General features: G+C 60.0%; 16 protein-coding genes. 9 read left to right on the top strand and 7 right to left on the bottom strand.

Annotated elements, in window-relative coordinates; genetic code table 11:
• Positions 1–182: 182 nt before the first annotated feature.
• On the bottom strand, positions 183–1,775 hold the full coding sequence (locus ACZ5B4_RS04790; RefSeq protein WP_464913294.1) for a hypothetical protein: 1,593 nt from the start codon (positions 1,773–1,775) through the stop codon (positions 183–185).
• A 961-nt stretch (positions 1,776–2,736) separates the two neighbouring features.
• On the opposite strand from ACZ5B4_RS04790, the gene ACZ5B4_RS04785 reads away from it, so the two are divergent.
• The 3 genes from ACZ5B4_RS04785 to ACZ5B4_RS04775 all read left to right on the top strand — a co-directional run bounded on the left by ACZ5B4_RS04785 (position 2,737) and on the right by ACZ5B4_RS04775 (position 7,332).
• The gene (locus tag ACZ5B4_RS04785; RefSeq protein WP_464913293.1) at positions 2,737–3,771 is read left to right on the top strand and encodes a dihydrodipicolinate synthase family protein; all 1,035 of its coding nucleotides are present in this window, start codon (positions 2,737–2,739) and stop codon (positions 3,769–3,771) included.
• A gap of 144 nt (positions 3,772–3,915) precedes the next feature.
• Positions 3,916–4,923 (top strand): TerC family protein, encoded by a 1,008-nt coding sequence (locus tag ACZ5B4_RS04780; protein ID WP_464913292.1) that lies wholly within the window; start codon positions 3,916–3,918, stop codon positions 4,921–4,923.
• Between the two features lie 852 nt (positions 4,924–5,775).
• On the top strand, positions 5,776–7,332 hold the full coding sequence (locus ACZ5B4_RS04775) for a PDZ domain-containing protein (protein WP_464913291.1): 1,557 nt from the start codon (positions 5,776–5,778) through the stop codon (positions 7,330–7,332).
• Between the two features lie 166 nt (positions 7,333–7,498).
• Here ACZ5B4_RS04775 and ACZ5B4_RS04770 read toward each other — a convergent pair whose 3' ends face one another.
• A complete protein-coding gene (locus tag ACZ5B4_RS04770; RefSeq protein ID WP_464913290.1) occupies positions 7,499–8,221 on the bottom strand; it encodes an OmpA/MotB family protein in 723 nt (240 codons plus the stop codon).
• Between the two features lie 571 nt (positions 8,222–8,792).
• Between ACZ5B4_RS04770 and ACZ5B4_RS04765 the strand changes: the two genes are divergently transcribed.
• On the top strand, positions 8,793–9,635 hold the full coding sequence (locus tag ACZ5B4_RS04765) for an amidohydrolase family protein (RefSeq protein ID WP_464913289.1): 843 nt from the start codon (positions 8,793–8,795) through the stop codon (positions 9,633–9,635).
• Positions 9,632–10,603, top strand: coding sequence for an amidohydrolase family protein (locus tag ACZ5B4_RS04760; protein WP_464913288.1), 972 nt, complete (start codon positions 9,632–9,634; stop codon positions 10,601–10,603). Before ACZ5B4_RS04765 ends, ACZ5B4_RS04760 begins: the two co-directional genes overlap by 4 nt.
• A gap of 41 nt (positions 10,604–10,644) precedes the next feature.
• Here the strand turns inward: ACZ5B4_RS04760 and ACZ5B4_RS04755 are convergent, their stop codons facing one another.
• The gene (locus tag ACZ5B4_RS04755; protein WP_464913287.1) at positions 10,645–11,568 is read right to left on the bottom strand and encodes a hypothetical protein; all 924 of its coding nucleotides are present in this window, start codon (positions 11,566–11,568) and stop codon (positions 10,645–10,647) included.
• Positions 11,569–11,976: 408 nt separating this feature from the next.
• Here ACZ5B4_RS04755 and ACZ5B4_RS04750 point away from each other — a divergent pair, with 408 nt between their 5' ends.
• Positions 11,977–12,654 (top strand): class I SAM-dependent methyltransferase, encoded by a 678-nt coding sequence (locus ACZ5B4_RS04750; protein WP_464913286.1) that lies wholly within the window; start codon positions 11,977–11,979, stop codon positions 12,652–12,654.
• 4 nt (positions 12,655–12,658) lie between these two features.
• On the opposite strand, the gene ACZ5B4_RS04745 is transcribed toward ACZ5B4_RS04750, so the two are convergent.
• From ACZ5B4_RS04745 to ACZ5B4_RS04730, 4 genes are all read right to left on the bottom strand, one after another.
• Positions 12,659–15,682, bottom strand: coding sequence for a cytochrome c biogenesis protein (locus ACZ5B4_RS04745; protein WP_464913285.1), 3,024 nt, complete (start codon positions 15,680–15,682; stop codon positions 12,659–12,661).
• 164 nt (positions 15,683–15,846) lie between these two features.
• Positions 15,847–18,129, bottom strand: a complete 2,283-nt coding sequence (locus ACZ5B4_RS04740; RefSeq protein WP_464913284.1) for a hypothetical protein — start codon at positions 18,127–18,129, stop codon at positions 15,847–15,849.
• A gap of 440 nt (positions 18,130–18,569) precedes the next feature.
• Positions 18,570–19,736, bottom strand: coding sequence for a helix-turn-helix domain-containing protein (locus ACZ5B4_RS04735; protein ID WP_464913283.1), 1,167 nt, complete (start codon positions 19,734–19,736; stop codon positions 18,570–18,572).
• 68 nt (positions 19,737–19,804) lie between these two features.
• Positions 19,805–20,158 carry a hypothetical protein gene (locus tag ACZ5B4_RS04730; protein ID WP_464913282.1) on the bottom strand — a complete coding sequence of 118 codons (354 nt, stop codon included), beginning with the start codon at positions 20,156–20,158 and terminating at the stop codon, positions 19,805–19,807.
• Between the two features lie 989 nt (positions 20,159–21,147).
• On the opposite strand from ACZ5B4_RS04730, the gene ACZ5B4_RS04725 reads away from it, so the two are divergent.
• From ACZ5B4_RS04725 to sixA, 3 genes are read left to right on the top strand one after another with little or no spacing between them, the layout of a single operon-like run.
• Positions 21,148–22,185, top strand: a complete 1,038-nt coding sequence (locus ACZ5B4_RS04725) for an ATP-binding protein (RefSeq protein ID WP_464913281.1) — start codon at positions 21,148–21,150, stop codon at positions 22,183–22,185.
• Positions 22,160–23,587, top strand: coding sequence for a sigma-54-dependent transcriptional regulator (locus ACZ5B4_RS04720; protein ID WP_464913280.1), 1,428 nt, complete (start codon positions 22,160–22,162; stop codon positions 23,585–23,587). The genes ACZ5B4_RS04725 and ACZ5B4_RS04720 overlap by 26 nt, the downstream gene beginning before the upstream one ends.
• Positions 23,584–24,096 (top strand): phosphohistidine phosphatase SixA, encoded by a 513-nt coding sequence (gene sixA, locus ACZ5B4_RS04715; RefSeq protein WP_464913279.1) that lies wholly within the window; start codon positions 23,584–23,586, stop codon positions 24,094–24,096. The genes ACZ5B4_RS04720 and sixA overlap by 4 nt, the downstream gene beginning before the upstream one ends.
• Positions 24,097–24,210 lie beyond the last annotated feature (114 nt).

Here is a 24,210-nt window from a genome sequence, read left to right as displayed (position 1 = left end):
AAAGGAGAGAAGAGAAAAAGATTTCCGCACACGAACCCGGATATCAAGTCGCAAGAGTAAGAAAACACCACTCGTTATGGTGGATTTTTCAGCGGTTTTCAGCCCTGGCGGGGATATGTTCGCCGCGCAAAGCGTATTTCATCGTCGCAAATCGGCGCGGGACCGGTGCAACCCAGACCGTATTAGGGGCTCTCAGAGCTTGGTCCCGTCTCGATCGGCGGCTTCACCAGATAGGCTTGGCCCGGGCTACGGACGGGCATCAAAACGGGCTGGAGTACGCCTGCGCGGACCAGGTCATGAAACTGCTGGGGTTCAACGTGCGCGGTGAATCCATAATTGCCGGGTGAGCGATAACGCGCGATTTCAGCCCAATTGACGAAGACACAGCCGATTCCTTCACGGAGTAAGGCTTCGTGAATCTCACGCGGGGACCTTCCCATCGTGAGCTCTTCCCAGGGTTGGTCATCAAAGCAGGTCGCGTAAACCACAGGCATTGTGAAATCGAAGACGGCGGCGTCGCCCACCGTCAGGAGTTTTCCCGAAAACACCTCCTGCCACATGCGGTTCAGCATCAGGTGTACTTCGCCGATGCGGTTCGGATCGTCCCAAAGCTCTGAGAGCGGCGCCAACATCCGGTTATAGCTACAGATGCCTGCACTACCCAAAAGAAGGGTCATCGCAAGAGCCGAGGCAGAAGTGGCGTACGTGAACCACCTCCAGATTCGCGAGCCTGGAAACGCATGCAGGCCGTCGGCGGCGGCGACCGCCAAAAACGGGAGCAGGGGCAGCCAAAAACGGTCGATGCGATGCGTCATCAGCCACCAAACGGCCGCAAGCCAGGCAGTCATCAGCCAGAGACTTTTCCGTCGCCCGGCGAGACGGCCGCCCATGAAGCCCCCCAGCAGCGCGAACGGCCACACCAACGGTCCGAGCCAGTCATTGGTGACGGTGAGACAGATCGCGTCTTGGGCCAGACTCGTTAGGGAATAGTCGGGCGGCGCATGAACCCGGTTCCAGCGATCGCTCTTTTGTTCATTCCACGTCTGTCCGTCAAACCAGCGATAGAGCAATGGGTAAGTGGGATTCCCACACAATACCGCGTTCTTGGCGTACCACGCTCCCCCGCCAACGCCGACTGCCAGTGCAAAGGCGAGCATCAACGTCGCAGCTCGCTTGTCAAGCTTCCGCCGACATCTCCACGCCAAAAACACCGCAAGGGGTATTACGGAATAAACCAACCCGGTGTATTTGCACGCCGCCGCAGCACCAGCCAAATAGCCGGCAATAGAGATCCAGCCAACGTCGGGTCGGCACGAGGTCCTCAACGCCTCCTTCTGGGGTTCTTGCGTGCCCTGCGGATCTTCCCGTTGGGTGTCCGAGGGCCAAGCCCGCGTGAAGGCATGGAAGGCCAAGAACACGTAAACGGCAAGGGCAATGTCATTCAGTCCCGCAGCCGAAACGTTGATGAGCCAAGGCGTGGAACCCACCGTGACGCAAGCGGCCACAGCATGGGATCGCGCGCCCCCGTTCCGCGTCACCGCATAAACTGCGGCCATCAAAATCAACCCGAAGAAGGCCGTCACCGTTTTTCCCGCCAAAGCACCGGCGCGAACGTCACCGACTAGGGCCATAGCCCCGAGGGCATGCATTTCTACTCCCAACGGCATGTTGGCATAGACGTTGTGGGGCAAGAACCGGACGGCACCCGTCAAATAGAATTCCTTCGGGGCCTGAAGGTGATACTCACGCACGTCGAAATCGGTGGGAGGCAACACGCCTTGCAAAAGAATGAGGCAGCCGACGACACCAGGCCAGATCAGCCAGGCAGAGCTAAAACAGAGAGCAGGAGTTGTAGAGCACTTTGATAGCGCGCCTACATGAGCTGCCTGATGGCGGGCAGGGTCATTTGCCGCACTCGTTTTTTCCTCGCGAGCCGCGCGTTGCGAACCTGAATCCGAATTGCGAAGCCGGGTCGAATCCAAAAGGCGTCGCAACAGGCCAGGAAGGTAGACTTCTCGGCCGCTTTCAGCGTCCCCCTGACCTGGATGGCTTCGTTTGCGAATGCGCACTTCACTGGCCAGGAAAAGCATCCACATCGCCAGAAGGAGCCCCGCGACGGGCGGGGTGCTGGAGCCGAGCCTGAGCACACCGAGAATCAGTACCCCGGTGGAAAAGAGATTCAATCCCACCGCAAGAGCCATCACGGATCGTTCTACCCGGCGGCAGCTTGCGGCGACACCGAGAAACCGGAGAATCCCGACCCCACAACCCCAGGAAGTCAAAATGATGACAGCCGCTACTCCGAGCGGTACAAGGCGATCCCCAAGCCCCCATTTACCCTCATTGCCCAACCAGGAGCGGAATATTTCATCCGGGATGAGGGCGTACACAAATACCTGGAAACGAGCAAATGGTTGCCCCAGGATCTGCGACACGCTACCCAATGGGAACGCGTAAAAAGTGATCAAGTACGCTGCCATCGCAGCCGTCGCAAGCCACGGCAGCCAGCAATTTCTCGAGCGATTCACGGATCAATCTCGAAGGTCTGGACCAAGTCGCTGGATGAATCTTACAAAGACCAAGAGACGGATTAGCTTGTCCCGGGCCCTAAATCATCCTATCTTAACAAAGAGAAGTACCTGCCGCCTTTCTTTCCGCACGTTGATCCGATCTGATCGACCAGTGACAGGTCGAGTGATCTAGCTGGTTTTTCGATCAGGTTATTTGGGGAATCCCATGAATTTCGCAGCCCCCATCGAAGGCATCTTCGTTCCCAATATGGTACCGTTGGACGAGCGCGGCCGGATCAACGAGCCGGAGCTCCGCCGATATCTCGAGTGGCTCATTGCCAAAGGGGTACACGGATTGTACCCCAATGGATCGACCAGCGAATTCGTGCGGTTCACTCCGGAGGAGCGGCGTCGCATCATCGAGATCACCGTGGATCAAGCGGCCGGCCGAGTTCCTGTGTTGGCCGGTGCCGCCGAGGCCAATGTCAGGGAGACGCTCGGAGCTTGCGAGTATTACCACAACCTGGGGGTGCGAGCAGTTGCCATTGTTTCGCCCATCTATTATCGTTTGTCGCCCGACAACATCTACGCCTACTTTGCGGAAATTGCTGCTCACACGCCGGTCGACGTCACCATCTACAACATGCCGATGTTGACATCGCCGATCGACGTCCCGACCATCGTTCGATTGGCGGAAGAGTTCCCGCGGATCGTGGCGATCAAGGATTCTTCGGGCGACCTTCCCCAGATGATGCGGCTCATCTCCGCCATCCGGCCGAGGCGTCCCGAATTCGCTTTTCTGACCGGGTGGGATACCGTCTTGGTTCCCATGCTCTTGTTGGGCTGCAACGGGGGGACGAATGCCGGAGCGGGAGTTGTGCCCGAGATAACGCGAGCCTTGTTCGACGCCACCCGCGGGGGACGCTTGGACGAGGCCCGTCGCTGGCAGTATCGGCTCCTGCAATACGTCGATGCCTTATTCTATGCGGCCGACTTTCCCGAAGGCTTCCGTATCGGGGCCGCAGCGCGGGGATTCCGCATGGGCCGCAGCCGTCAGCCGTTGTCCGAGCGGCAATTAGGTGCGCTCCACAATCTCGCACGTACCATGGAGACCATGTTGGCCGAGGACGGCTTCGAATCCTCCGCGCCGCTTAAGCAAGCAAATTCCTCGGCCGGAGCGCCGGGTTCCGAATCGGAGCGAGCCGTCGTTCAAAGGGTCGTTCAAGAGGTCTTGCAGGTCTTGGCAGCGCATCGGCACTGACCAATTTCCCATGCCGGCTTTCCCATGCCGGCGTGCCCCGGGTAAGGCCCCTTGTCGAAACGATCAATCAGACGCTATCCTGAGATTTGATTTGCAAATGCCCTTGCGCCGCAGATTGCCCCGGTGCCCGGAGCAACGACTCACGTGGTAGAAAACCTGCTCGATATCCATTGGTGGCATTGGTGCCTTTTCATCGCGGCGGTGCTTGTCGGGCTGTTCTTGGACCTAGTGGTCTTCCACCGCAAGGAGCATGCTCCCTCGATTCGGGAGTCATTGTATTGGTCGATCTTCTGGATCGGTCTGGCCTTGCTTTTCAACGCCTACGTTTGGTGGTGGGGCCACCGCCTGCACGGAACATCCGAGGCTGGGGTGAAATTCCTGACCGCCTACGTCGTGGAAAAATCCCTCTCCGTGGATAACCTCTTCGTTTTCGCCGTCATTTTTCGGTATTTTGGCATCCACCTCCGATATCAGCACCGGATCCTTTTTTGGGGAATCCTGGGCGCCATCGTCACCCGCGGTCTGTTTATCTTGGCCGGCGTCGAATTGATTCGAGCGTTCGAGTGGCTGATTGCGGTCTTCGGCTTGTTCTTATGCTACACGGGTGCCAAGTTAGCCTTTGCGTCCGGAGAAGAGGTTCACCCGGAGAAAAACATCATCCTCCGATTCGCCCGCCGTATCATGCGGATCACTCCGGAGGTTCGCTACGACCGTTTTTTCGTTCGGCGGGATCGCATTCTCTACGCCACTCCGGCGCTTTTGGTGCTGTTGGTGGTCGAAAGTACCGATGTGCTTTTCGCGGTCGATAGCATTCCGGCCGTGCTCGGCATCTCACGCGATCCATTCATCGTGTACTCGTCCAACGTCGGCGCCATCCTGGGACTGCGGGCCTTATATTTTCTCCTGGCGGGGGTGTTGGAGCGATTCCGCTATCTCCACTACGGCCTAGCCGTGGTTCTGGCTTTCATTGGTTTGAAGATGGTGGCCGAGTACGTCGCCGTCACGTTCCTGAATCATCACGGCCATTTGATTGATCCGTGGGTATCCTTGGCTGTCGTGGCCGGAATTCTGGGAGCGTCTCTCTTGCCCACCTTGTTTTTGAAACCGGGAGCGGCGTCTGACACCGCGGACCGAGGGACGCGGCAAGATTAGGGAAGGCCCAGTCCGGTTGCAACACGATTCGCCAGGGCACGGGTGTGCGAAATGGCGTCAGGCGTCGGGACCCAACATCCGTGAATCCCATGCCATTCCGCCGACGTCGCCGCTCCCTCCCGGGGAAGGCCGCTCGGCCTTGGTCCTGATTCCGATGGCTTTCGCACTTCGTGCCACTGATGTTTTGCGATAAAATTCCTTGTCTATACGGAAGTGCATGCGATATCACCGCGGGCCGCCGGCTTGCCATTGCCACAAGGACGCTGACGAGTGGGAGTCCATCGTATTCGTCTGACTGCGGCCTGGAAACCCGCTGAGGGGGTATTGAATTCCTGGGAACGCGTATTTCACGCCCCGACCGGCTTGGGGCCGCAAACCCAAGTGCGGCTTTGCTTGCGACTTTCGGAATTGCCCAAGGCCGTAATGCTGAACGGTACCCCGCTCGAAGTAGATGTCGGGAACCGCGGCGAATCGCCGGTGGTATCCAATGTTGAGAATCAACGCATGAGTTGGCGAGTGGAAGGGCTTTTAACGCCGGTGAATCGGTTAGTGGTCAGCTTCGCCGGTGAAACGTCCTCATCGGTGCCGCCCCCGTTTGGTCCTGCCGACGACGCCCGACCAAGGCACGTGACTAAAGTTCTTGAGTGCTCTCTCGAGATCGATGAAGATGGATTCTGATGGGTGTCGGCCAGGCATGGGGGGATGGGGAACGTCCCCGCCGCAGCCCCCCATGGGCCCTCCGATTTCCAATTCCCGGTAAAAGCCCGTCCTTTTTCGAATGTTTGCGGCAGTTGTGAAATAACGGATTTGAAAGCAAGACCGCTTCGCTAGCCGATCCGGAGAAGGTGCGAAATGTCCATGTCGAAAGCCTTTTCGAACGGCCGACAAGGAGGATTTCCCGGTCGGCTGACTCGATCGCGGGCATTGGCCTCTTGCGTCCTGCTTGGCATCCTCGTCGGGCTTGCGGCCGGGGGTCGAACTGTTCACGCAGAGGGAACTGTTGAGCCTTCGAAAGAGCCCGGATCGCTTCAGTTCCTTGCGGCGATGGAAAACAGCCTGGTGCAGGTTGTGGCGGAGGCGGAGCGCTCGGTCGTTGCCGTGGCTCGGGTCCAGCGACCAAAACCGGGGGAGATCATGAATCTGGAGCCGCGACCCGATCCCTTTGGATTGTTCGGCGCGGGTCCGGGCGGCAGAGCCTCCGATGATACCGCGGTGATAGGCGATTACGCTGCGGGGGTGGTGATCGACGCTTCCGGGTTGGTGGTGACGGTTTACCATTTTCTTGGTCAGGACTGTGAATATTACATAACCACCAACGACCACCGCATTTTCAAGGCCGTGGTCAAGGCGGCCGATCCTCGCAGCGATTTGGCCGTGCTGGCAGTCGAGGCGTCGGATCTGGTGCCGATTCGGCTCGGTGCCGCCGAACGCCTCCGCAAAGGTCAATTTGTTATCGCGCTGGGGAATCCCTATGCCGTGGCCAAGGACGGACAGGTCAGCGCAAGTTGGGGAATCGTTTCCAACTTGCATCGCAAGGCGCCGCTCACTCCCAGTGAATCCGAGCCGACCGGCAAGCCCACGATCCACCACTTCGGCACGCTGATTCAGACGGATGCCAAACTCAGCTTCAACACCAGCGGCGGGGCTCTCGTCAATCTCTCAGGCGAAATGGTTGGCCTATTGACCGATCTGCCCGTTGCTCCCGGTTTTGAGAAGGCCGCCGGTTACGCCTATCCCGTCGATGCCACGTTCCGCCGTGCGTTGGAAAGGCTGAAGCGCGGCGAGGAAGTGGAATACGGGTTCCTCGGACTTCAGCCGGATGCGCTGCCCTTGGCGGAGCGATTGAATGGGGCCCAAGGGACTCGCGTTGATCGCGTAGTCCCGGGAACGCCGGCCGATCGGGCCGGACTTCGGCCGCTGGACGTCATCACGGCGGTCGACGGCAATCCGATCTACGACGAAGACGGCTTGGTCCTGGCGGTAGGCAGCCAACCTGCGGATGGGCGAGTTCGACTCGACGTAATTCGCGGCGAGCGAAGCCTACAGATGGAAGTGACCCTGACGAAATATCCCGTTCGCGGAAAGAAGGTGGTTACGGCGCCCCTGCGCAAGTGGCGGGGCATGGCCGTGGAATATGTCTCAGCCATGGGGCCTGAGCGCGATGGCGGCATGTGGTTTTTCCCGCCTACATTGAACGCCGTCGCCGTCAAGGAAGTGGACGAAGGCAGTCCTGCCTGGAAGGCGGGTCTGCGGGCAGGAGACCTGGTGAGTCACGTGGGAGGCGTGCCGGTAGGTAACCCCAAAGAGTTCTTTCAGGCTGTGGCAAACGCGGACGGTCCGGTGGTTTTGCGACTGGTTGCGAACGAGAACCAAACAGAACCGATCAATCGCACGGTCACTCCGGATTAGCCATCGCAGCGGGCCGCTGAAGCCGTATGCACGGCGCCGGGCCGGACGGTCCGCGGCCGGTCACGCAATGAGCGTCTTGCGATTCCGGTTCCGCGTTCCTTCCAACCAATGCGGCGCACGATAAGCAATCACCTCCCACAAGGCGAGTGCCGTTGCCGGATCGGCCTTAAGACGACCGCTTCTCGGGGTAGATGACCAATTCCACACGCCGATTTTTCTGACGTCCGGCCTCGGTCGCGTTGGACATGACCGGGTGGGACGCACCGTGGCCGACCACGAAGAGCTGGTCCGCCGGGAAAATGCCCTGCATGACCAAGGCGTCCTGGACGGCTGCGGCCCACGAAACGGACATTTGAAGATGATTCTTCCAAGTGGTGGAACGGAGGGGACCGGAATCCGTGAAGCCTTCCACCCCGATCAGTTGATTGGGATAGGTCCGCGCAATCTCCGCTCCTACCGCGGTTAGCAACGGGATGGCATCCGGCCGGAATTGCAATACACCCGGCTCGAAAAGCTGGTCCGCCGGCAATTCAACCCGAACGACGTCGCCGTCTCGACGAACCTGAACTCCCGGAATGTTGACCGCGGGAAGGGCTTGGCTCAAGCTGTTGTTGGGCTGAATGCTCACGCTCCCCGATCGCTGCAACGAAGCATTCAACGTCTTGACTTGCCGCTCCGCCTCCTCTTTCTCCTTCTGCAATTGTGCGACCTGAGCGGTTGTGTCGCTCAACTGCCGCTGGACGACCGCCACTTGATTTTCCAAAATCTTGGCCCGCTGGTTAGCCTGAGCCAGCATCGTTTGCAGTTGCTGATTATCGCGATCCAAGGCCACGGCTCGCGCCTGAGCTTCCTCTAATTGGCGGCTTAACGCTGCTTGCTGCTGTTGCATGGCCGCGTTTTGCGAGGCTGCGAACTGGTTTTGCGCGCATCCGGACAGCCCTGCCGCAAACAGGGCGGCCGGTATAAAGAGCGCAGCGCAAAATCGCATGAGAGTCACCCCTCTGTCGTCCGTCACGGCCAAGGACGGGTTCGAGCTGTGCACGGATTGGTTGCCGCTCCTGAAAAGCCCTTTGCCGACGACTATTTATCCAAGCCGCCCAATTCCCGCAAGTGCAATTTCACGGACGTCGCGCAAAACGGCCGCTGGCATGGGCTGTTCCGGTCGCTGTCCGGACTGACGACAGTCGCCGAATGTGGTACTGATTCTAACAAGGCATGAGGCACTTCCGCGGGTGCGGTCCCGCCCGGATCGCCGGTTATTCCATAGTCTGCGAATTGCCGTCCGTTGAGCGGGATGACCGATGTCTGGGTCGATTCGCGAATGTATACTGGCGACAAAATGCCACTGTTGCGCCCCGATCACCGAATTTCTTACAGGCGAAGCCGTTGACGGGCATCGGCGCGATGACCCCTTTTTTTGCCCTTGCGGTTCGTTCAGTAGAAAGTTCACGCGGTGCTGCATGAGCGATTTCCCTGCCGGTCTTGGTATCAACCAAAGCGTCTGCTCCGTCGGCACGGACATCTGGGACGCACATACGCATCTGGCCGGATTGCCAGGAAATACTCCCGAGGAACGGGTCGAGCGGCTGCTGGAGTGCGCTGCCCGCCTTAACATTACGCATGTTTGCATCTTCATGGGAACTCGCTGGCAATACGATCCTACTCCGGAAGAACTGAGAGAGGCGAATCGCGAAGTGCGACAAGCCGTGGAACGTTATCCCAAACAAGTCTTTGGGTTCGTGTATGTGAATCCCAATCATCTGCAAGTCGCTCTCGATGAAATGCGGCGGCATCTTCAAGACGGGCCGATGGTCGGAGTCAAGCTGTGGGTGGCCCGCCGCTGTTGCGATGCGGCTCTCGATCCGATCGTGGAGTTCGCCCGGGCGCAGCGTGCGGTGATTCTTCAGCACACGTATATCAAGTCGACCGGAAACCTTCCCGGCGAATCGACGCCCCAAGACTTGGCCTGCCTGGCGCGGCGTCATCCCGAGGCGGCATTCATCGCCGCCCACAGCGGCGGCGGCAATTGGGAGCTGGGACTGCGGGCCTTTCGCGCGGTGCCGAACATCTACGCGGAATTGAGCGGGAGCGATCCCACGGCGGGCTTCACGGAGGCAGCGGTGCGACTTCTCGGCGCGGACCACGTGATTTTCGGCAGCGATGCGCCCGGGCGAAGCTTCGCGACTCAAGTTGGCAAGGTGCTCGGCGCGGCGATCGACGAAGATGCTCGGCGACTGATCCTGGGGCGGAATCTTCAAGCCTTACTGGCGCCGATCTTGAAGGCCAAAGGACTGGACGGATGAAGAACGACCATGATATCCGCCGCCGTGACTTCCTGGCTTGTGTCGCCGCGACCGGTATGCTGGAGCGAGCCGACGTCGCAGGCGCCGCTTTTTCCGCATTCCCGGTGCAATCGCCTTGCCCTCTCATCGACACCCACGTTTATCTGTTCCAATGGCCCTTTCGCCGCTTACCGAATGACGAGCCGGCCGCATTAGCGTCCCATTTGAAAAACCGCGGCGTGACCGCCGCCTGGGCCGGAAGCTTCGAAGCGGTTTTCCGCCGGGATATGGCATCGGCCAACGGCCGACTATGGGAGGAGTGCGAGAGACACGGACGGGATTTCTTCACACCGTGCGGCACCGTCGACCCGACGATGCCGGATTGGCAAGAAGACTTTCGCAAGTGCCTCAAAGACTTCCGTATGCGGATCATCCGTCTTTTTCCGGCCTATCACGGCTACGGACTCGATGCGCCGGAATTCGGGCAATTGTTACATCTGGCCGAACGATCGGACATCGGAGTTCAAATCGTGCTGGAGATGGAGGATATTCGCGCGCAGCATCCCCTTCTCACCGTGAAGCCCGTCGATGCGGCCCCCTTGTCACGTTGGCTGAATGCCTTTTCGGGGCTGCGGATCATGTTGTTGAACTGCCACCGGGCGGCCACCGCACCGGATTTGGCAAAGCTATTTTCGGCCGGACGAGTCTATGCAGACCTGGGAATGTTGGAGGGAATGGCCGCGCTGGAACGACTGGCCGCGATCCTCCCAGAGCGGCGTATTTGTTTCGGGTCGTTCGCCCCGATGTTCTACTTCGAGTCGGCGCTGCTCAAATTGACGGAGTCGCAATTGAGCCATGATTCCGTAAGGGCCATCTGCCGCGACAGCGCCGCGGAATTCCTGGAGAAAGAGGCTCCTCGCTCGAAAGCATCCGAATCGGAAGGCGAGCCTTCAACACATCCGAGTTTCCTCGGAAACCTCGGAATATGACGGTAGCTGCATCAGGTCGGACGGACGGCGCGGTCGCTGGGTCACGGCTGCTTTCCTGCCGAGCTTGTTTCTTTCCATGTGCCTTCCATGCCCCATTCCACACCTTCCGGAGGAATGCTCCAACTATGACGGAAGGTCTTTTCCGTCACGTTAAATTCTTTGACTTGCAAAGCTACATCGTCATATTCCCACACAGTTTCACCGTTGCCGTTGACCACAAGTTTTATGCTGCCGCCGGGCTGGAGCGTTAGTTCTGCATCGTAGTTGCTTTGAAAGGAATCCGTGCGACCGTAGGAACGGCCGTCTACATGTGTAATCGTTACTCGGTACGGTCCACCGGTCACTTTCCAATGTCCGCGAATCACATTTTCTTCAATCACGCCGACGAACTCGCCGCGGAGCTGTATCGGCTCTGAGTGATAATGAGGATTGTCCGGGGTGCCCTTGAGTTCCTGGTTGATACGTCCAACCACCTTCTTTCCTTTGATGTAGTATACTTCCGTGTACTTTTCTTCCGGCTTAGTTGTAGACCAGGTCGTGACCTCGATGATCCGGTCGGCCTTTTCTGCAAGTTGATCGTCCTCGTGTCCGGAGGGGAAGCCGCGTCGCAAGGTATAGCTAAGCGTGCCGACGGCACCCGGCATCCCGCCCACCGAAAAGCGATACTTTCCCGGTTTAAGTGTGAAATCAGGCGTGCTGCGGGCTTCCGAAACAAACCGCTTTTCCGTCACGGAATAGATTGTTCTCGGACCGATCCGGTTTGATTCTTTTCCGGTTTTGACGTCTCCGAAGGAGTACCGGAAATCCGATGCGTAAAAGCCCTCGGGTATGGTGAAGTCGCCGGGCGAAAGTTGTGCTTGGATATTCGTGCCGGAGTTTTTGGCGTACTCCACGCGGGCTTCTACTGTGTAGCGACGACCCTCGCGTGTATCCCTAGCCGGCTCAGCCGTCGTGATCGCCGCCATCCCCATTACCGCCGCTAAGGCTACCAGGGACGGGAGCGTGTTCGGCCGAAGCGAGATCCCCCGCAACGCTCGTCCCGCCTGATAGGGGCCGAGAAATTGCGAAACCGATCGAACGTACCTGAACCCCCAAACGCATTTCATGGCCCTGCTACCTTTGAAAAAGCGGAACGAAGTTGTAGCGCACGATTGCGCGGTGAATGGACCGCCTCACAGAACTATAGGTCATGGCATGCCCCGTCGCGACAGATTCCGGCAGGAAAGCTCGGGTAGAAACAGACTGAAAAGAATTGCTTGCCTGCTCCCGAAGGCGTTATCCTTGGGCTTGTCACTTCCATCGAAGGATGTCACGCGATGCGACTCGCGGCTTCATCCTTGGACGAATTCCACTTTGGCGAAGGAGGATCTCCTATGAAATTCCGGATTCAGACGGCAGCGGTGTTCGTGTTCGTGTGCGTTTTGATGGAAGCCGCGATCGCCGCCGAGTGCCCTAGCTCTCGAATCCTCGACGCCGCCGCTTTTGCCTCTCGAGACGGCGGCGGTTACAGTTATCGCAATCAAGCGGAATGGATTCTCGATCGTTTGGACCTGCGGCCGGGAGACACCGTGGTGGATATCGGGGCGGGAGACGGCTGGTGGTCCGACAAGCTAGCGCAACGGGTGGCGCCAAGCGGCCGTGTTTTTGCCGCTGAGGTCCAGCTTGGGCTCGTAAATGGAATGAAACAAAGATTCCAGGGACGCCCGGAAATCGAGCCTTATCAGTGCCCCACGGATCACCCGGGCCGACCGGAAGGTTCCCTCGACCTGGCATTCATCTCGCAGACCTACCATCATCTGCCCGCCGACGGCCGTGTTGCGTATTGGCGGGCTTTGGCCGAACAGTGCAAACGGACCGGCCGGGTGTGCGTAATTGAGACCTATCCCGAGATCGCCGTAAGAGGGCAGGATCACGGGACGCAACTCAGCAAGCTCATCACCGAGGCCGAACAGGGCGGATGGATCGCCGTGGAAGTGTGGTTCCTTCCGGGAACGCAGCACTATATGGCCGTTTTCGCTCCCAAGGCAGCGTTTTTTCCGCGGGCTGAATAGCGCATCAAGCGTTCGTGGCCACGGGCTCCCGATCTCGCCGGGGCTTGGTCGAGCGAAGGGATTGGGGCTCGATGTCCCGGCTCAACGCCCGGGCGGCGCGGATCTCTTTCATGTATCGCAGTCGCGCCGCCCCTACGACCAGCAGATTGGCCGTAAAGAAGGCCGCTACGTAGAGTCCGCCGCCGCCGCCCTCGCCTGCGTACGAATGCAACCCGATGGGCATGAGATAATTCGTGCCGTACCAGGCCCAGACCACGGAAATCATACCGATCACCGATCCGGCCGCCATACCGAAGTTGCCGATCCAGCCGGCATACCGACCGTGGAGCAAAGCCAAGTAAACCAAGATGGAAACCAAGGCCCAAACTTCTTTGGGATCCCACCCCCAAAATCGTCCCCAGGCACGGTCCGCCCAGACTCCGCCCAGAATCGTTCCCGCCGTTAACAACACCACGGCGACCTGGATCGCTCGGTACATATAGCTGGCCAGATGGACGCACGGCTCCGGCGACTGCACAGACGCGATGCCGGCCGCGGTCCCGGCGGCTGGACGATGCACGCCGTCGCTGCCGGTCACGGGAGCGTCGGACACCTGCCGGTATCGGCCGAACAAGTAATAGCCCAGGGCCAAGTTACCCAATCCCCAGGCGAGCAATCCCGCTCCATACCCCGCCGTCACCGTTAATACGTGGGCAAACAACCACATGCGATCGCGCAAGACCGGTTGCAAAGCGTTGATGCCGCGATCCCACACCGGGGTAAAATAACCGATCATGGCGACGGAAAAGGCCAAGGCCGCGCCGGCCAGAGCGTATGGTTTTCGGGCATAGGCGTGCCGAATGGCGGATCGGAGCTTCTCTCGGTTCAGACCGGCGGGGATCGTGAAGAGACTGAGCACGGCGCTCAAAAGCAGCCGCGGCACGCCCCAGACGATCGCCGCCAAAATGCAGATGCCGACCAGCCATCCCAAGAGAATCATGATGACGTCTCCCGGGGAGGGCGACGTCACACCCCGCGCGAATTCCGGCACGAGGTCGAAGACGGCGCGGCTCTTGGCGACGTCATACGGAACGACGGCCAGCAACAGAAATAGGACGACGGACAAAACGGCCCGAAGCGGGGTAATGACGACCCAGGAAACGATGCGCCGGCCCGAATTCGGAGCAGCCCGTGTGCCTCGACTCTCGGAACCGTTCCCGCCCATTGGCAATCGAACCGGAAATGCAGTCCACCTCCAAGCCTCGTGCAATCCGTCGCCGACAATGGGTTGCGTCACGAACCAAATCGCCAGGACGCCCGTCACTAAGGAGACGAAAACCACCGACTCGAACATGTTCGTGACGGGTGCCCACCCTGTGATCGCGACTCGCAGGCCGAAACCGGAAATCGTGATCGCCTGTGCTACGACCAGAAGTGCTACGCCGGTCCAAAATAAAGGTCCCCGGATCCGTCCCAGGCTGAGTAAAATCGCCGAAAAGGCCGCGAGATTCACCACCCACGACCAGAAAAAGGGGTTGAAGCGATTATAGAAGAGTTCCGTGGCAACCGCATTGCGCGAAGGGTAGGCCGTCGCCGCCAAGATGTCCCGGTGACTGGAATCCAACGGCAAAGTACGGCGGATCGGCTCGATCGCGGTTCCCAGCTCTCGCAATCCTTCACGCAACTTCTCCAAGGCCTGAGCCAACTGCGTCTCACGTTGCGGTGCGTCACGATCTCGATACACCGCAGCGGCGTCCTCGAAAGCGTCTCGCGTTTTTTGCAATAGCGCACCGTACTCGCTCGAGCAGTGCGCGAACGGCGCCAAAACGCTGTCGGCCTCACGCCAATCCCCGAACAGCACCGCCTGCAAGCTGATCCAAGGAGAGATCGGTTCACCCGAATCACTCTGAGAAACAATGGCGGCAACAAAAGGGGCGGGAAGCACATGCGGACCACCGCCCACATCGTAGAGCATCACTTGCGAAGCTTCCACGTTTTGTGCCAGGGTTTGCAGACGGGCGGACAACAAACGGATATTACCCCGAAGACCGTCAAACTGGGACGAGTCCATGCCCGGCGGCGCCTCGGTGCTCAACGCCCGATTGCGGAGACTCTCCATGGTCAAGGCCAACTCGCGGAGCGGCTTCTTCAAAGCACCGAGTCGCCGATCCAGCGTCGAAAACGTCGCCCGATTCCGTAACTCGGACTCCAATGCCTCAAACCGTTCACGAACCGCCGCTACTAAATTCGGCGTGGGATGCGAATGGACGGCCTGAGCCGCAGCTTCCAAAGCACCGGCCTCCGCCAATTGACGCAACTGCGGCTCGACGGCCGACCAATCCTCGATCAATTGATTCAATCGCACCGTTACCGGATGTTGCAAAGGCACGGTCGGCGGGAATTCCGGCACGGCGTCCGGCCGCGGCTGGTAAGCCAAGAGTCGAAAGCGGGAATACGCATTCCAGAGCGACGAGACTTTGCGATCCAATCCCAGCGGCCGGAATTGTTCGCCGCGCGATTGCAACTCGCGCCGCCGCCTGCTCAAGTCGCGGAGGTATTGCTGGAAACGTTCCGCCCGCTCCAATTCACGCGGCGAGACGAATTTCAAACGGCGTCCTTCCGCGTCCACGATCGCGACGCCAAGGATATCGGAGCGGAGCTTTTCGTGCGAGGCTTCCAGGAAGGCCACATCCTCCCAAAGCTCCGGTTCCACCAGCCAACTGAACAACAGCTCCTCGGGCGTCCAGCGCCGCGGCTCTCCACCGGGAAACAAGGGGTGATCCTTGCGAGGGTGCCCGGCGGCGTCTCGTGGAGAAGGCAACGTGGGGGACTCTCGTCCGCACAACTCGGTCACGATTTGCCGAGCGAACGTGTCCAACGGCTTGATGCGTCCATCTTCCCAAAGCGGGATCGTCTTCCACGCGGAAAGATCGAGCTTGGCGCTTTCCGACGCACGGACTACAGACAATCCTGACGCCCAAAATGCCCCGCATGCAAAGAGCACGGCGGCGATCCGAACCTTGCCGAACAGCGTTACCCTCTGAGTCATCCGAAATATTCCTTCTTGCCCAAGCCCTGCTATCACTAATCCGCAACACGAATCCTCATAAACGTACCAGGAGGTATCCACCACCTGAGATTCGTATCGACCGCCATGGGAACCTTCGCACGTCGGACGAATGCAGGCTGACACGCACGCGACTTACGGTCGAATCACCCTCGGGGAGCGGCAACGGATCTCTCCTCCTCCTGTTTGCCCCCGGTCTCCGTCGTTACATGGATCGTGTCTCCACGCGGAGCACCTCTCTCGACGGTAGGTTCAGGCTTTGAATCCGACGTCATTTCTTCCCGGGATCGCCGCCTGAAGAAATACGCCCGCATGCGATACATGGTCACGATTCCCCCCACGATCAGAAGCGAACCGAAGTACTTCAGCCCTCTTCCCGGATCGTAGTTGACGGTGAGGATCGAGGCATACAGCTCGGATTTTGCCGATCCCGGGCCCAGCACCCTCTCATAAATGGGGTCACCCGGCTGGAATGGGCCGTTGAAAGCCTCTTGATATAACCGATACGTGCGACCGCTGCGGGGGTCCGACAGGTTTACGGGGTGGTTTAAAGTGATCAGGATGCCCCGTTGAACCAACGTCAGCCCTGCATCGCGCAACTCCTCGGAGTTGGGATCCTCCGCCGGGTATCTACCGAAGCGTTCGGCCGAGTCGGTGGGAACGTAGAGATCCACCAAGCTGGCGTAATGGGACGGCTGCGTCGTGCCGGGATCCATCTTTCGCTGGAACTCGGCCAACCGCAGACGAAAGCCGACGTCCACGGCATCGTAACGAAGAATCAAGCTCGCCGATCGGTCGCCCTCCGCGAGGCGTATCAGCTCATCCGCCGAAAAGGCCTCCGTCGCCCCCTGCGGTAGCACCGCCAACCACGAATCCTTGGTCTGCGATCCGACGGTCAACCGCACGAGCGCGCGGGGCTGTTCCATGCCGGTCCGCCGCTTTCGGAACGGTCGCGGGACCACGGTCTTGCGTTCGGGCCGGTCGAGGTCGTAAGGCAGCAGCGTCCGCACGGCAAGCCTCAATCCGTCCCGTCCCTCCCCCAACTTGATCGGCGAACCGAGCAGAGGAACCGATCCGGCGGTAATGAAGCGTGGTGCCTTCCAATAGCGGAAGTACAGCTTTCCATCGGCGGACTGCAACAGGTCTACCCTGCCTTGCGTCCCGCCGGCTAATGCCTGCGGATGGATGTCGGTCAAACGACGGATGTCTTGGTTGACGGCGGCCGTGTCCACCCAATAGGATCCGAACACACCGAGCCTTCCGGCTTGCCGATTGAACTCCGGACGGTCGGCGAACAGCAGCATTTCTTCCGCGTTGCCCTCGCCGTCTTCGACCGTCAACTCCAGAGCCAACAGACGATCCTCGCGCTGTGCCAGGGTCACGGTCAAACCCGTGCTTCCTAGGGATATTTTGGAACCGTCTTTCCAATCTGCGGTTGGAATGACATAACGCACCCCGCGGCAAAAGAGGACCACCTGATCCTGAAACGACTCTTCGGCCCGCGGGCGAGACTCCAGAAACGCCCGAGCTTCATCGGAGGAGTTGGTCGCGGCCACCGTAAACGTGAGACTTGTGCCGTCCGCCAGCGTCGCCCGGGAACCCACCGGAACGACGGCCTGTCCCCCAGGCTGTCTGCCCGGCGTGATCTCAAGCTCGACCGGTTCCCACGCCCGTGCCGCCCCCCCTTCCGGACTGCGATTGGTCTCCGCGTAAATACACAAGTAACCCCCGGACACCTCCCGGGAATCGCTGTAGTAGTCCAGGACTTCCAGGCGGACGCCATCTCGATCATAGAGGATTCCCTTGGCCATGGACCGAAGTCCCCAGGGAAACCAGGGAAGGCGCCCCGGATCGGCGGAAAAGAGGTGTCGCAGACTGAAAGCGTGATAATCTCGCCAATTGAAAGGCCCGCTATGGAATGGGACGCGGACGAGCCGCGCTACCCGATCCGCGGTCTCTTGCGTATTCGCGGAGGCAGGGACGGGGAGCGTAAGCTCGAAGTGCAATGAATCCTCGAAGGCCAATCCGCCAAGGAGGTCCGCACGCGGCCGATCGGTTTCATAGATCCGCATTTGAGCGTCGATGCCGTAAAGCGCCGATAGCATGGAACCCGTCAGCAGGACCAGGATTCCCGCGTGGGTGATCACGAATCCCGTCTGATACCGTTTCCAGGGAAAGCGGACGGCGGCCGCGAAAAAGACGTTCAAGCCGAGAAGAACGGCCAAGCCCGCGAACCAACCGGTGCGGTACACCCCGAAACGCGACGCCGCGGAACCGTAGGCCTGCTCGATGAACGTCGCCCAGGCCAGAATCACCACCAAGGCGACCAAGGTGACCACCGCCAACCGCAACGACGCTAGAAACCGAATGACGGTGGAGAGCACACGATAGGGAACCGACTTTGGAGATACAAGGCGGGAATGGTGCATTCGAAGGTCCGTACGTCGCGGCAGGCGCCGCGAGTGGGCAAGCCGCCGGAATCGATCGTTCGACAGTTTCCGAAACGTCACCCGGGGTAGCATCCGACCGCTCACACCCGGTCTGGCGCATGATACGGTTTCAGAAGCCACCGGTCAGGCGACGGCCTTCATTTTGGGAATTATACGGCACGCCCCAGAGGAAAACAGCCGCCCGGCGACAACCGCCAGCCCTACCGGCTAGCTCGTGCCCGGCAGACCGCGGATACCAAGACGCCAGACACCAAAACGCCGACGACGCCGTTGTACCGTGTTGGGACACGGCCGCGCGAGCAAGTTGCGGCTTCTGGCATCGGAGCAAGCGCGGCAGGGCGCACCCATTCCTGCACTCGCCGGCTTCCATGACGGCTGAGACGCGGCTGCCCGCCGTGACGATCGGGGGATGCTCGGAGCTATTTAGGCAAGAAACTCAGAATGGTATCCATGATGGAACTGTTCAGGGAATATGGGCCGTTCCAGCTCCACATGTTTCGGACCAGGTCGAATGTCATCATCCCGCACAGGAGCAGGAGCACGGCAGTCAGGATGATGAGGACGTTCCACAGCGTGCCCCACGGTGCCTCGACGCCCATCATCGCAGCGGCAGGGGCATAGACGGGCCCCGGAGCCACGGGTCCGGCACCGATACCCGGCGTGGGGGCGCCGAACGGACCGCCGGGAATCGCCGTCGCTGGGGTCATGGAAGGCGCCAGCGGTGCCTCACCCAGAAGCCCCGCCATACCCGGCGAGGACCCAGTCCCCGGCTCGGTATCCAGCGCGATGACCTGGGAACCGCTCTCCGTTTCTTCCCCTTCCTCGACCTCCTCGAAAGGGGTGAGCATGAAATCTTCATCGGTCTTGAGCTGGGTGGGAGCCTCCGTGTCCGCCGCCTCGTCCAGCATCAACATATCGTCTTCGCTCAACTCCAGCGACTCGTCACCAGTCGCCAGCTCGAGAGGTTCCTCCAGCGAGATGCCGCTGTCGTTCGCATCCACGAGAGAAATGCCGCTATCGCCGCCCAGCGTGATGTCACTCCCGCTCCCGCTGCCGCCGATGACGATCTCATCATCGTCCAAACCGCCGGCCAGATTGACGGCTGAGTCGCCCGAGGAACCGGCTGCCGGCGCCGTCGCGGACGGCGTGCCTTCCTCTTCCAAGGGCAACAGTTCCTCGTCCAAACCGGCTCCCGCGGAAACAACGCTCGACCCGCCGCTCGGCCCTCCCTCCGTTGAGGTTTGGGAACTTAGCAAATCCAAATCGCTACCACCGAGTTGAATTTCGTCAGCGGGAGATTCGGGCTTTTTTTCGCCGCCGATCACCGTGCCCGAGGCGCTGCTCCCGACCGCCGGGGAAAGATCGTCGATGCCCAGCACGATCTCATCGTCGGAAAAAGAAGGCGGCGTGCCCACTCCGGAACGCCGCTGCCGCACCATTTCCTCGATGTCTTCGGCCTTGAATTTCCAGTCCGTGCCGTCACGATAGCCGCGCAGCTCGTTCCTCTCTCGCATCGAATTGACTTCGGCAGGAGTAACGCCCAAGACGTCCGCGGCTTCTTTGGTAGTGTAATACTTCTGGACCATTCCCGACTTCTCCCGAACCGTGTCGCCGCTTCAGGCCCCGGCTTCGGGAAGACCCAAGACCGGAACGATCACGGCGACTTTAAGAGTGATTCCAGTTCTCCTGGTGACGGCCGATCGACGTTGTATTCCAACATGCCCATGTCGAACTGAATGTTCCGTACGCTCTTCAACCCGATGCGTCCGGAGATCAGATCGACGTGGTAAACGGCAAGCACTCCCGCTGCCGAGTCCAGCACCACAATTTGTTGGTACTTATCCGCTTGGCATGCCAGAGCGATCATTCCCTGATTTGGACGCTCGGGCATGACGGGGCCACGCGTCGGGCCCATCACGGGAGGCGGCTGATAAGTGCCCGCCCCCAAAACCGCACCAACTGCCAACGCCGCCACACACACGACCGCGGAAATCAACGGCAACCTCATGCGTCACCTCCTTGTGACTCCGGACAAGACGGCGAAAGCCTCCTTTTTCATTGTAAACAGCCCTCGCACGACTTCAACCAAAAACCTTCCCGAAGCCCTCCATTTTGTGTAGAAGGCTCGAATCAGCGGGTGAATTTGCGGCCAGGTTTCGGGGATGCCCCTAAGCCCCCAAAATATCCCACGAAACCGAACCGTTTGACCTGTGGCAATAGGTGGAAGACGGCAGAACGGCGGAGTACACCCGACATTTTCTCCCGTTTTTCCCAGTTCACAGCGGGAGTTTAGCCTCATGCCGGAATTGGCTCAAGACCGGCACGTGTCACTCTTGCGACATCGAAATCGGTCGAGCCCGGAACGAATCATGACTGCGAGCCACCCAAAAGTGGTTGCTCATGTCGCGCTGATTGACAATTGCGGCGATTCGATTAACATCACAGTTCCCAATGGTATGCACCGGTCGCCCCTTTTCCTTCGGCGGCTGGAGGGTTGAATTGAGATGGAGAATCAAGTCCTGGCACGACCTTGCCGTCTGTACGGTGCTCCATATTTGTCCTAGGGCCGGCAGAATGCTCTCGTCCCCCGATGCGTCTCGCCGTCGTCCTCTTCACCGTCGCTTTCTGGCGGCGTTCACCGCGATTGGGTTTCTCGCCTCATTTACGGCGTCACTTTGGATGACGCTGGCATGGACTAATCGTGTCCGGCTGCAACGCGCGGCGACCCTGGAGCGAATTTCGGAGATCATTCAAACGACTTCCTTCCCCTTGTCCCGTCCGGTACTGATGCAAATGCGGTCGCTGACAGATGCCGAGTTCGTGACCGTAAACCGTGCAGGCGCCCTCCTAGATGCCACCCGAGTGTTTTCTCCGTCCGAAAGCGAGGTCCTTTCGGATTTGACCAACACACCGCAGTCGTCGCCTTGGAACTCTGAAATCGTCCTCTCCGACGGACGATACCGGTTCAACGTTGTGCCCCTCAAGACGCCGGCTAACGTGAGTGCCGACAGAGCCGTCAAGCTGATGGTGTTGATCCGCGAGGTACCGTGGCGGCGGGAGTTTCAACAGGCCCTGCCGCCGGCTTCCCTGGCTGCGGTAGCGGCTACCTTGGTATCGGCTTCGGCGGCGATCTGGCTCTCACGTCGGATTAGTCTTCCGCTACAGAGACTGGCTATCCAAACCGCCGCGGCGGCTCGTGATCCGGCCCTGGGCGTCGATTTGCCTCGCACGCACGATGAATTGCGCGACTTGGCCCTGGCCCTGGACGGATTGCTACGCGAACGCCGCAACTACGAGCTTCGACTTCGCGAAGAGGAGCGTCGGCGATCCCTTCAGCAATTGGCTTCCGGACTGGCGCATCAACTGCGAAACTACGCCACCGCGGCACGGATGGCTCTGGAACTGCATATCGCGGAATGCCAGGCCGATTCGATTCCCGAAGAATTGGCGGTCGTCCTCCGTCAGATTCGTTTGATGGAGAACCTGCTAAGACAATTCCTGTCCCTCGAAGCTTTTCCGGCGGATACCCCCGGCGGCGCGGATCTGGTGCGGACGGTCGAGGAAGCGGTGGAATTGAGCGGGCCGGCATTTCGCCACGCCGGGGTGAGCTTGCGATTGAATCTCCCGAAGCGGCAACTGCTACTGAAGGCAAGCGACAGCGCGCTGGGCCAGCTCGTGTCCAACTTGCTCATGAATGCCCTGGAGGCCTCGCGAGAAGCCCCCGGCGAAAAGGTTGTTTTCGTCACCCTGCTTCTCGATGATGCCACGGCGTCCGGGCGACTCGAAGTCGTCGATTCCGGTCCCGGTCCTCCGGAAAGCGTAAGGGACAAGCTTTTCCACACGGCAGTGACCACGAAGGTCGACGGATGCGGGCTCGGTTTGTTGGTCGCCGCCCGTATCGCTGAAAGATTGGCCGGCAGATTGCTTTGGGAGCGGCGGCACAATCAAACGGTATTCGCGTTCGAATTTCCGTTGAAGTGGACGATGGAAATGGAAGGGACCGGCGGCGATGGCGCACCTGCTGATCGTGGATGACGAGCCGGACATCTGCTGGGGTCTACAGCGGCTGACGGAGCGTCTCGGCCACTCCGCCGAAGTCGCCGCGGATGGGGAGGCGGCCTTGAAATCGGTCGCCGCACGGCCTCCTGATTTGATCTTGCTGGATGTGCGTCTGCCGGGGCGAGACGGCCTGGAAATCATGCGCGAAATCCGATCGCTCCACGCCAAAGTCCCCATCGCCATCATGACCGCGTACGGCGACTTGGAAATCGCCGTGCAGGCGATGCGGCAAGGGGCCTTCGAGTACCTCGTCAAACCCTTCGACTTGGCGGTGGTGCGTCGCGTCATCGAAAGGGCATTGCAGCCACCGGCCGAAAACGCCGACCGCGTCGCGACGGATTCGCCGGAAGCGGAAGGCGAGTTCCCGATCATCGGCAGTTCGTCGCCTATGCAAGAGGTATTCCGGCAGATCGCGCTGGTCGCGCCGACCGACGCCGCCGTGCTTCTCCAAGGAGAGAGCGGCACCGGAAAAGAGCTGGTGGCCCGGGCCATCCATCGCTTCAGCCGACGCCGCGAAGGTCCGTTCATCATCGCGCACCTGGCATCCCTCAGCCCGTCCTTGGCTGAGAGCGAACTATTCGGGCATGTCCGCGGAGCGTTCACCGGAGCCGAAGAAAGCCGCGCCGGACTGCTGGAGCGTGCCCACGGCGGAACGCTGTTCATCGACGAGGCGGCTGATATCCCTCTGCTCCTCCAAGTCAAATTACTGCGTGCGCTAGAATACCGGGAGTTTCTGCCCGTGGGCGGGACGCGGCCGGTGCGATCCGACTTCCGTCTGATTTCGGCCTCTCATCGGGACCTCGCCCGATTGGCGGCGGAGAGCAAATTCCGCCATGATTTCTACTTTCGATTGGTAACGTTTGAGATTCGTATCCCGCCGCTTCGCGAGCGACGCGAAGATCTTGAGCCGCTGGTCCGGTATTTCGTCCGCCAGTTGTCGCAACGGATGGGCCTCGATCCTCCTACATGGGATCCGGGGTTCTTAGAGGAGCTCCAATCGCGCCCGTGGCGCGGCAATGTACGAGAGCTTCGCAATGCCTTGGAATACGCCATGATCCTAGCCAGGGGCGGAGCTTTGCGCCGAGAAATGCTGCCGCCGCCGCTTTTGGCCCAGCCCACCGATGTCGCATCGCCGGCAGGGTCGCTGCAAGAGTTGATCCGGCGTTGGGCAGAGGTGATGCTCAAGGAGAAGGCCGCGGAGGGTGACTTGTACGACCGATTCTTGCAAGCCGTGGAGCCCCCGCTCTTGCAAACTGTTCTTCAACGTTGCGGAGGTCGGTATTTGGCGGCTGCGAAGGTTTTAGGCATGCACCGCGTCACGCTGCGACGCAAACTACAACAATACGGTGACGGTGGTTCGCCGCGAGCCCTGGATTGAAGTCAAAGGTTTCGACCATGCTGACCGTTCACATTTTTCGTCATGCTTGGGCGGAAGAGGTCGATGCGAATCGTTGGCCGGACGACGGTTTACGCCCCCTCACGGCCGAGGGCAAATCACGATTTCGCAAGTTCGCCGCAAAATTGGCCGCCCGCTCGATCCGTTGCGAACGTATCGCGACCAGCCCCCTTGTCCGTTGCGTGCAGACGGCGGAAATCCTGAGCGACGCGTGCGGGGGCGAAAAGCGGCTCGATATCCTGAAGGCGCTGCGCCCGGATTCCGATTTCGAAGCAGTGTTGGCGTGGATCCGCAAATGGAACGGGCGACTTGAAGAGGTGGCGTTGGTCGGCCACGCACCCGACACGGCTCAAATCGCCGCTTGGCTCATCGGCGGGGGCAACCTCGACTGCCCGAAAGGTGGAGTGACCACGATCGTGTTCGAGAGAAGTGTCGAACCGGGGCGCGGCCTCCTCGTTCGCCTGGTCAAGCCGTCTCTCCTCAAGTGCTGATGCGAGAGCCGTTTCGGCCGAACCGGCGTTTTCCGGCGGTGATGCGAGGGAATCTTGAAACCCCGCCGCGGCAAATCCGGCCGACGCCTTTCGATAACGGCGATACAATAGGTT

This window comes from Thermogutta hypogea (assembly GCF_055386265.1).
Note: the sequence above shows the minus strand (reverse complement) of the source record. Positions and strands in the feature narration are given on the sequence as shown.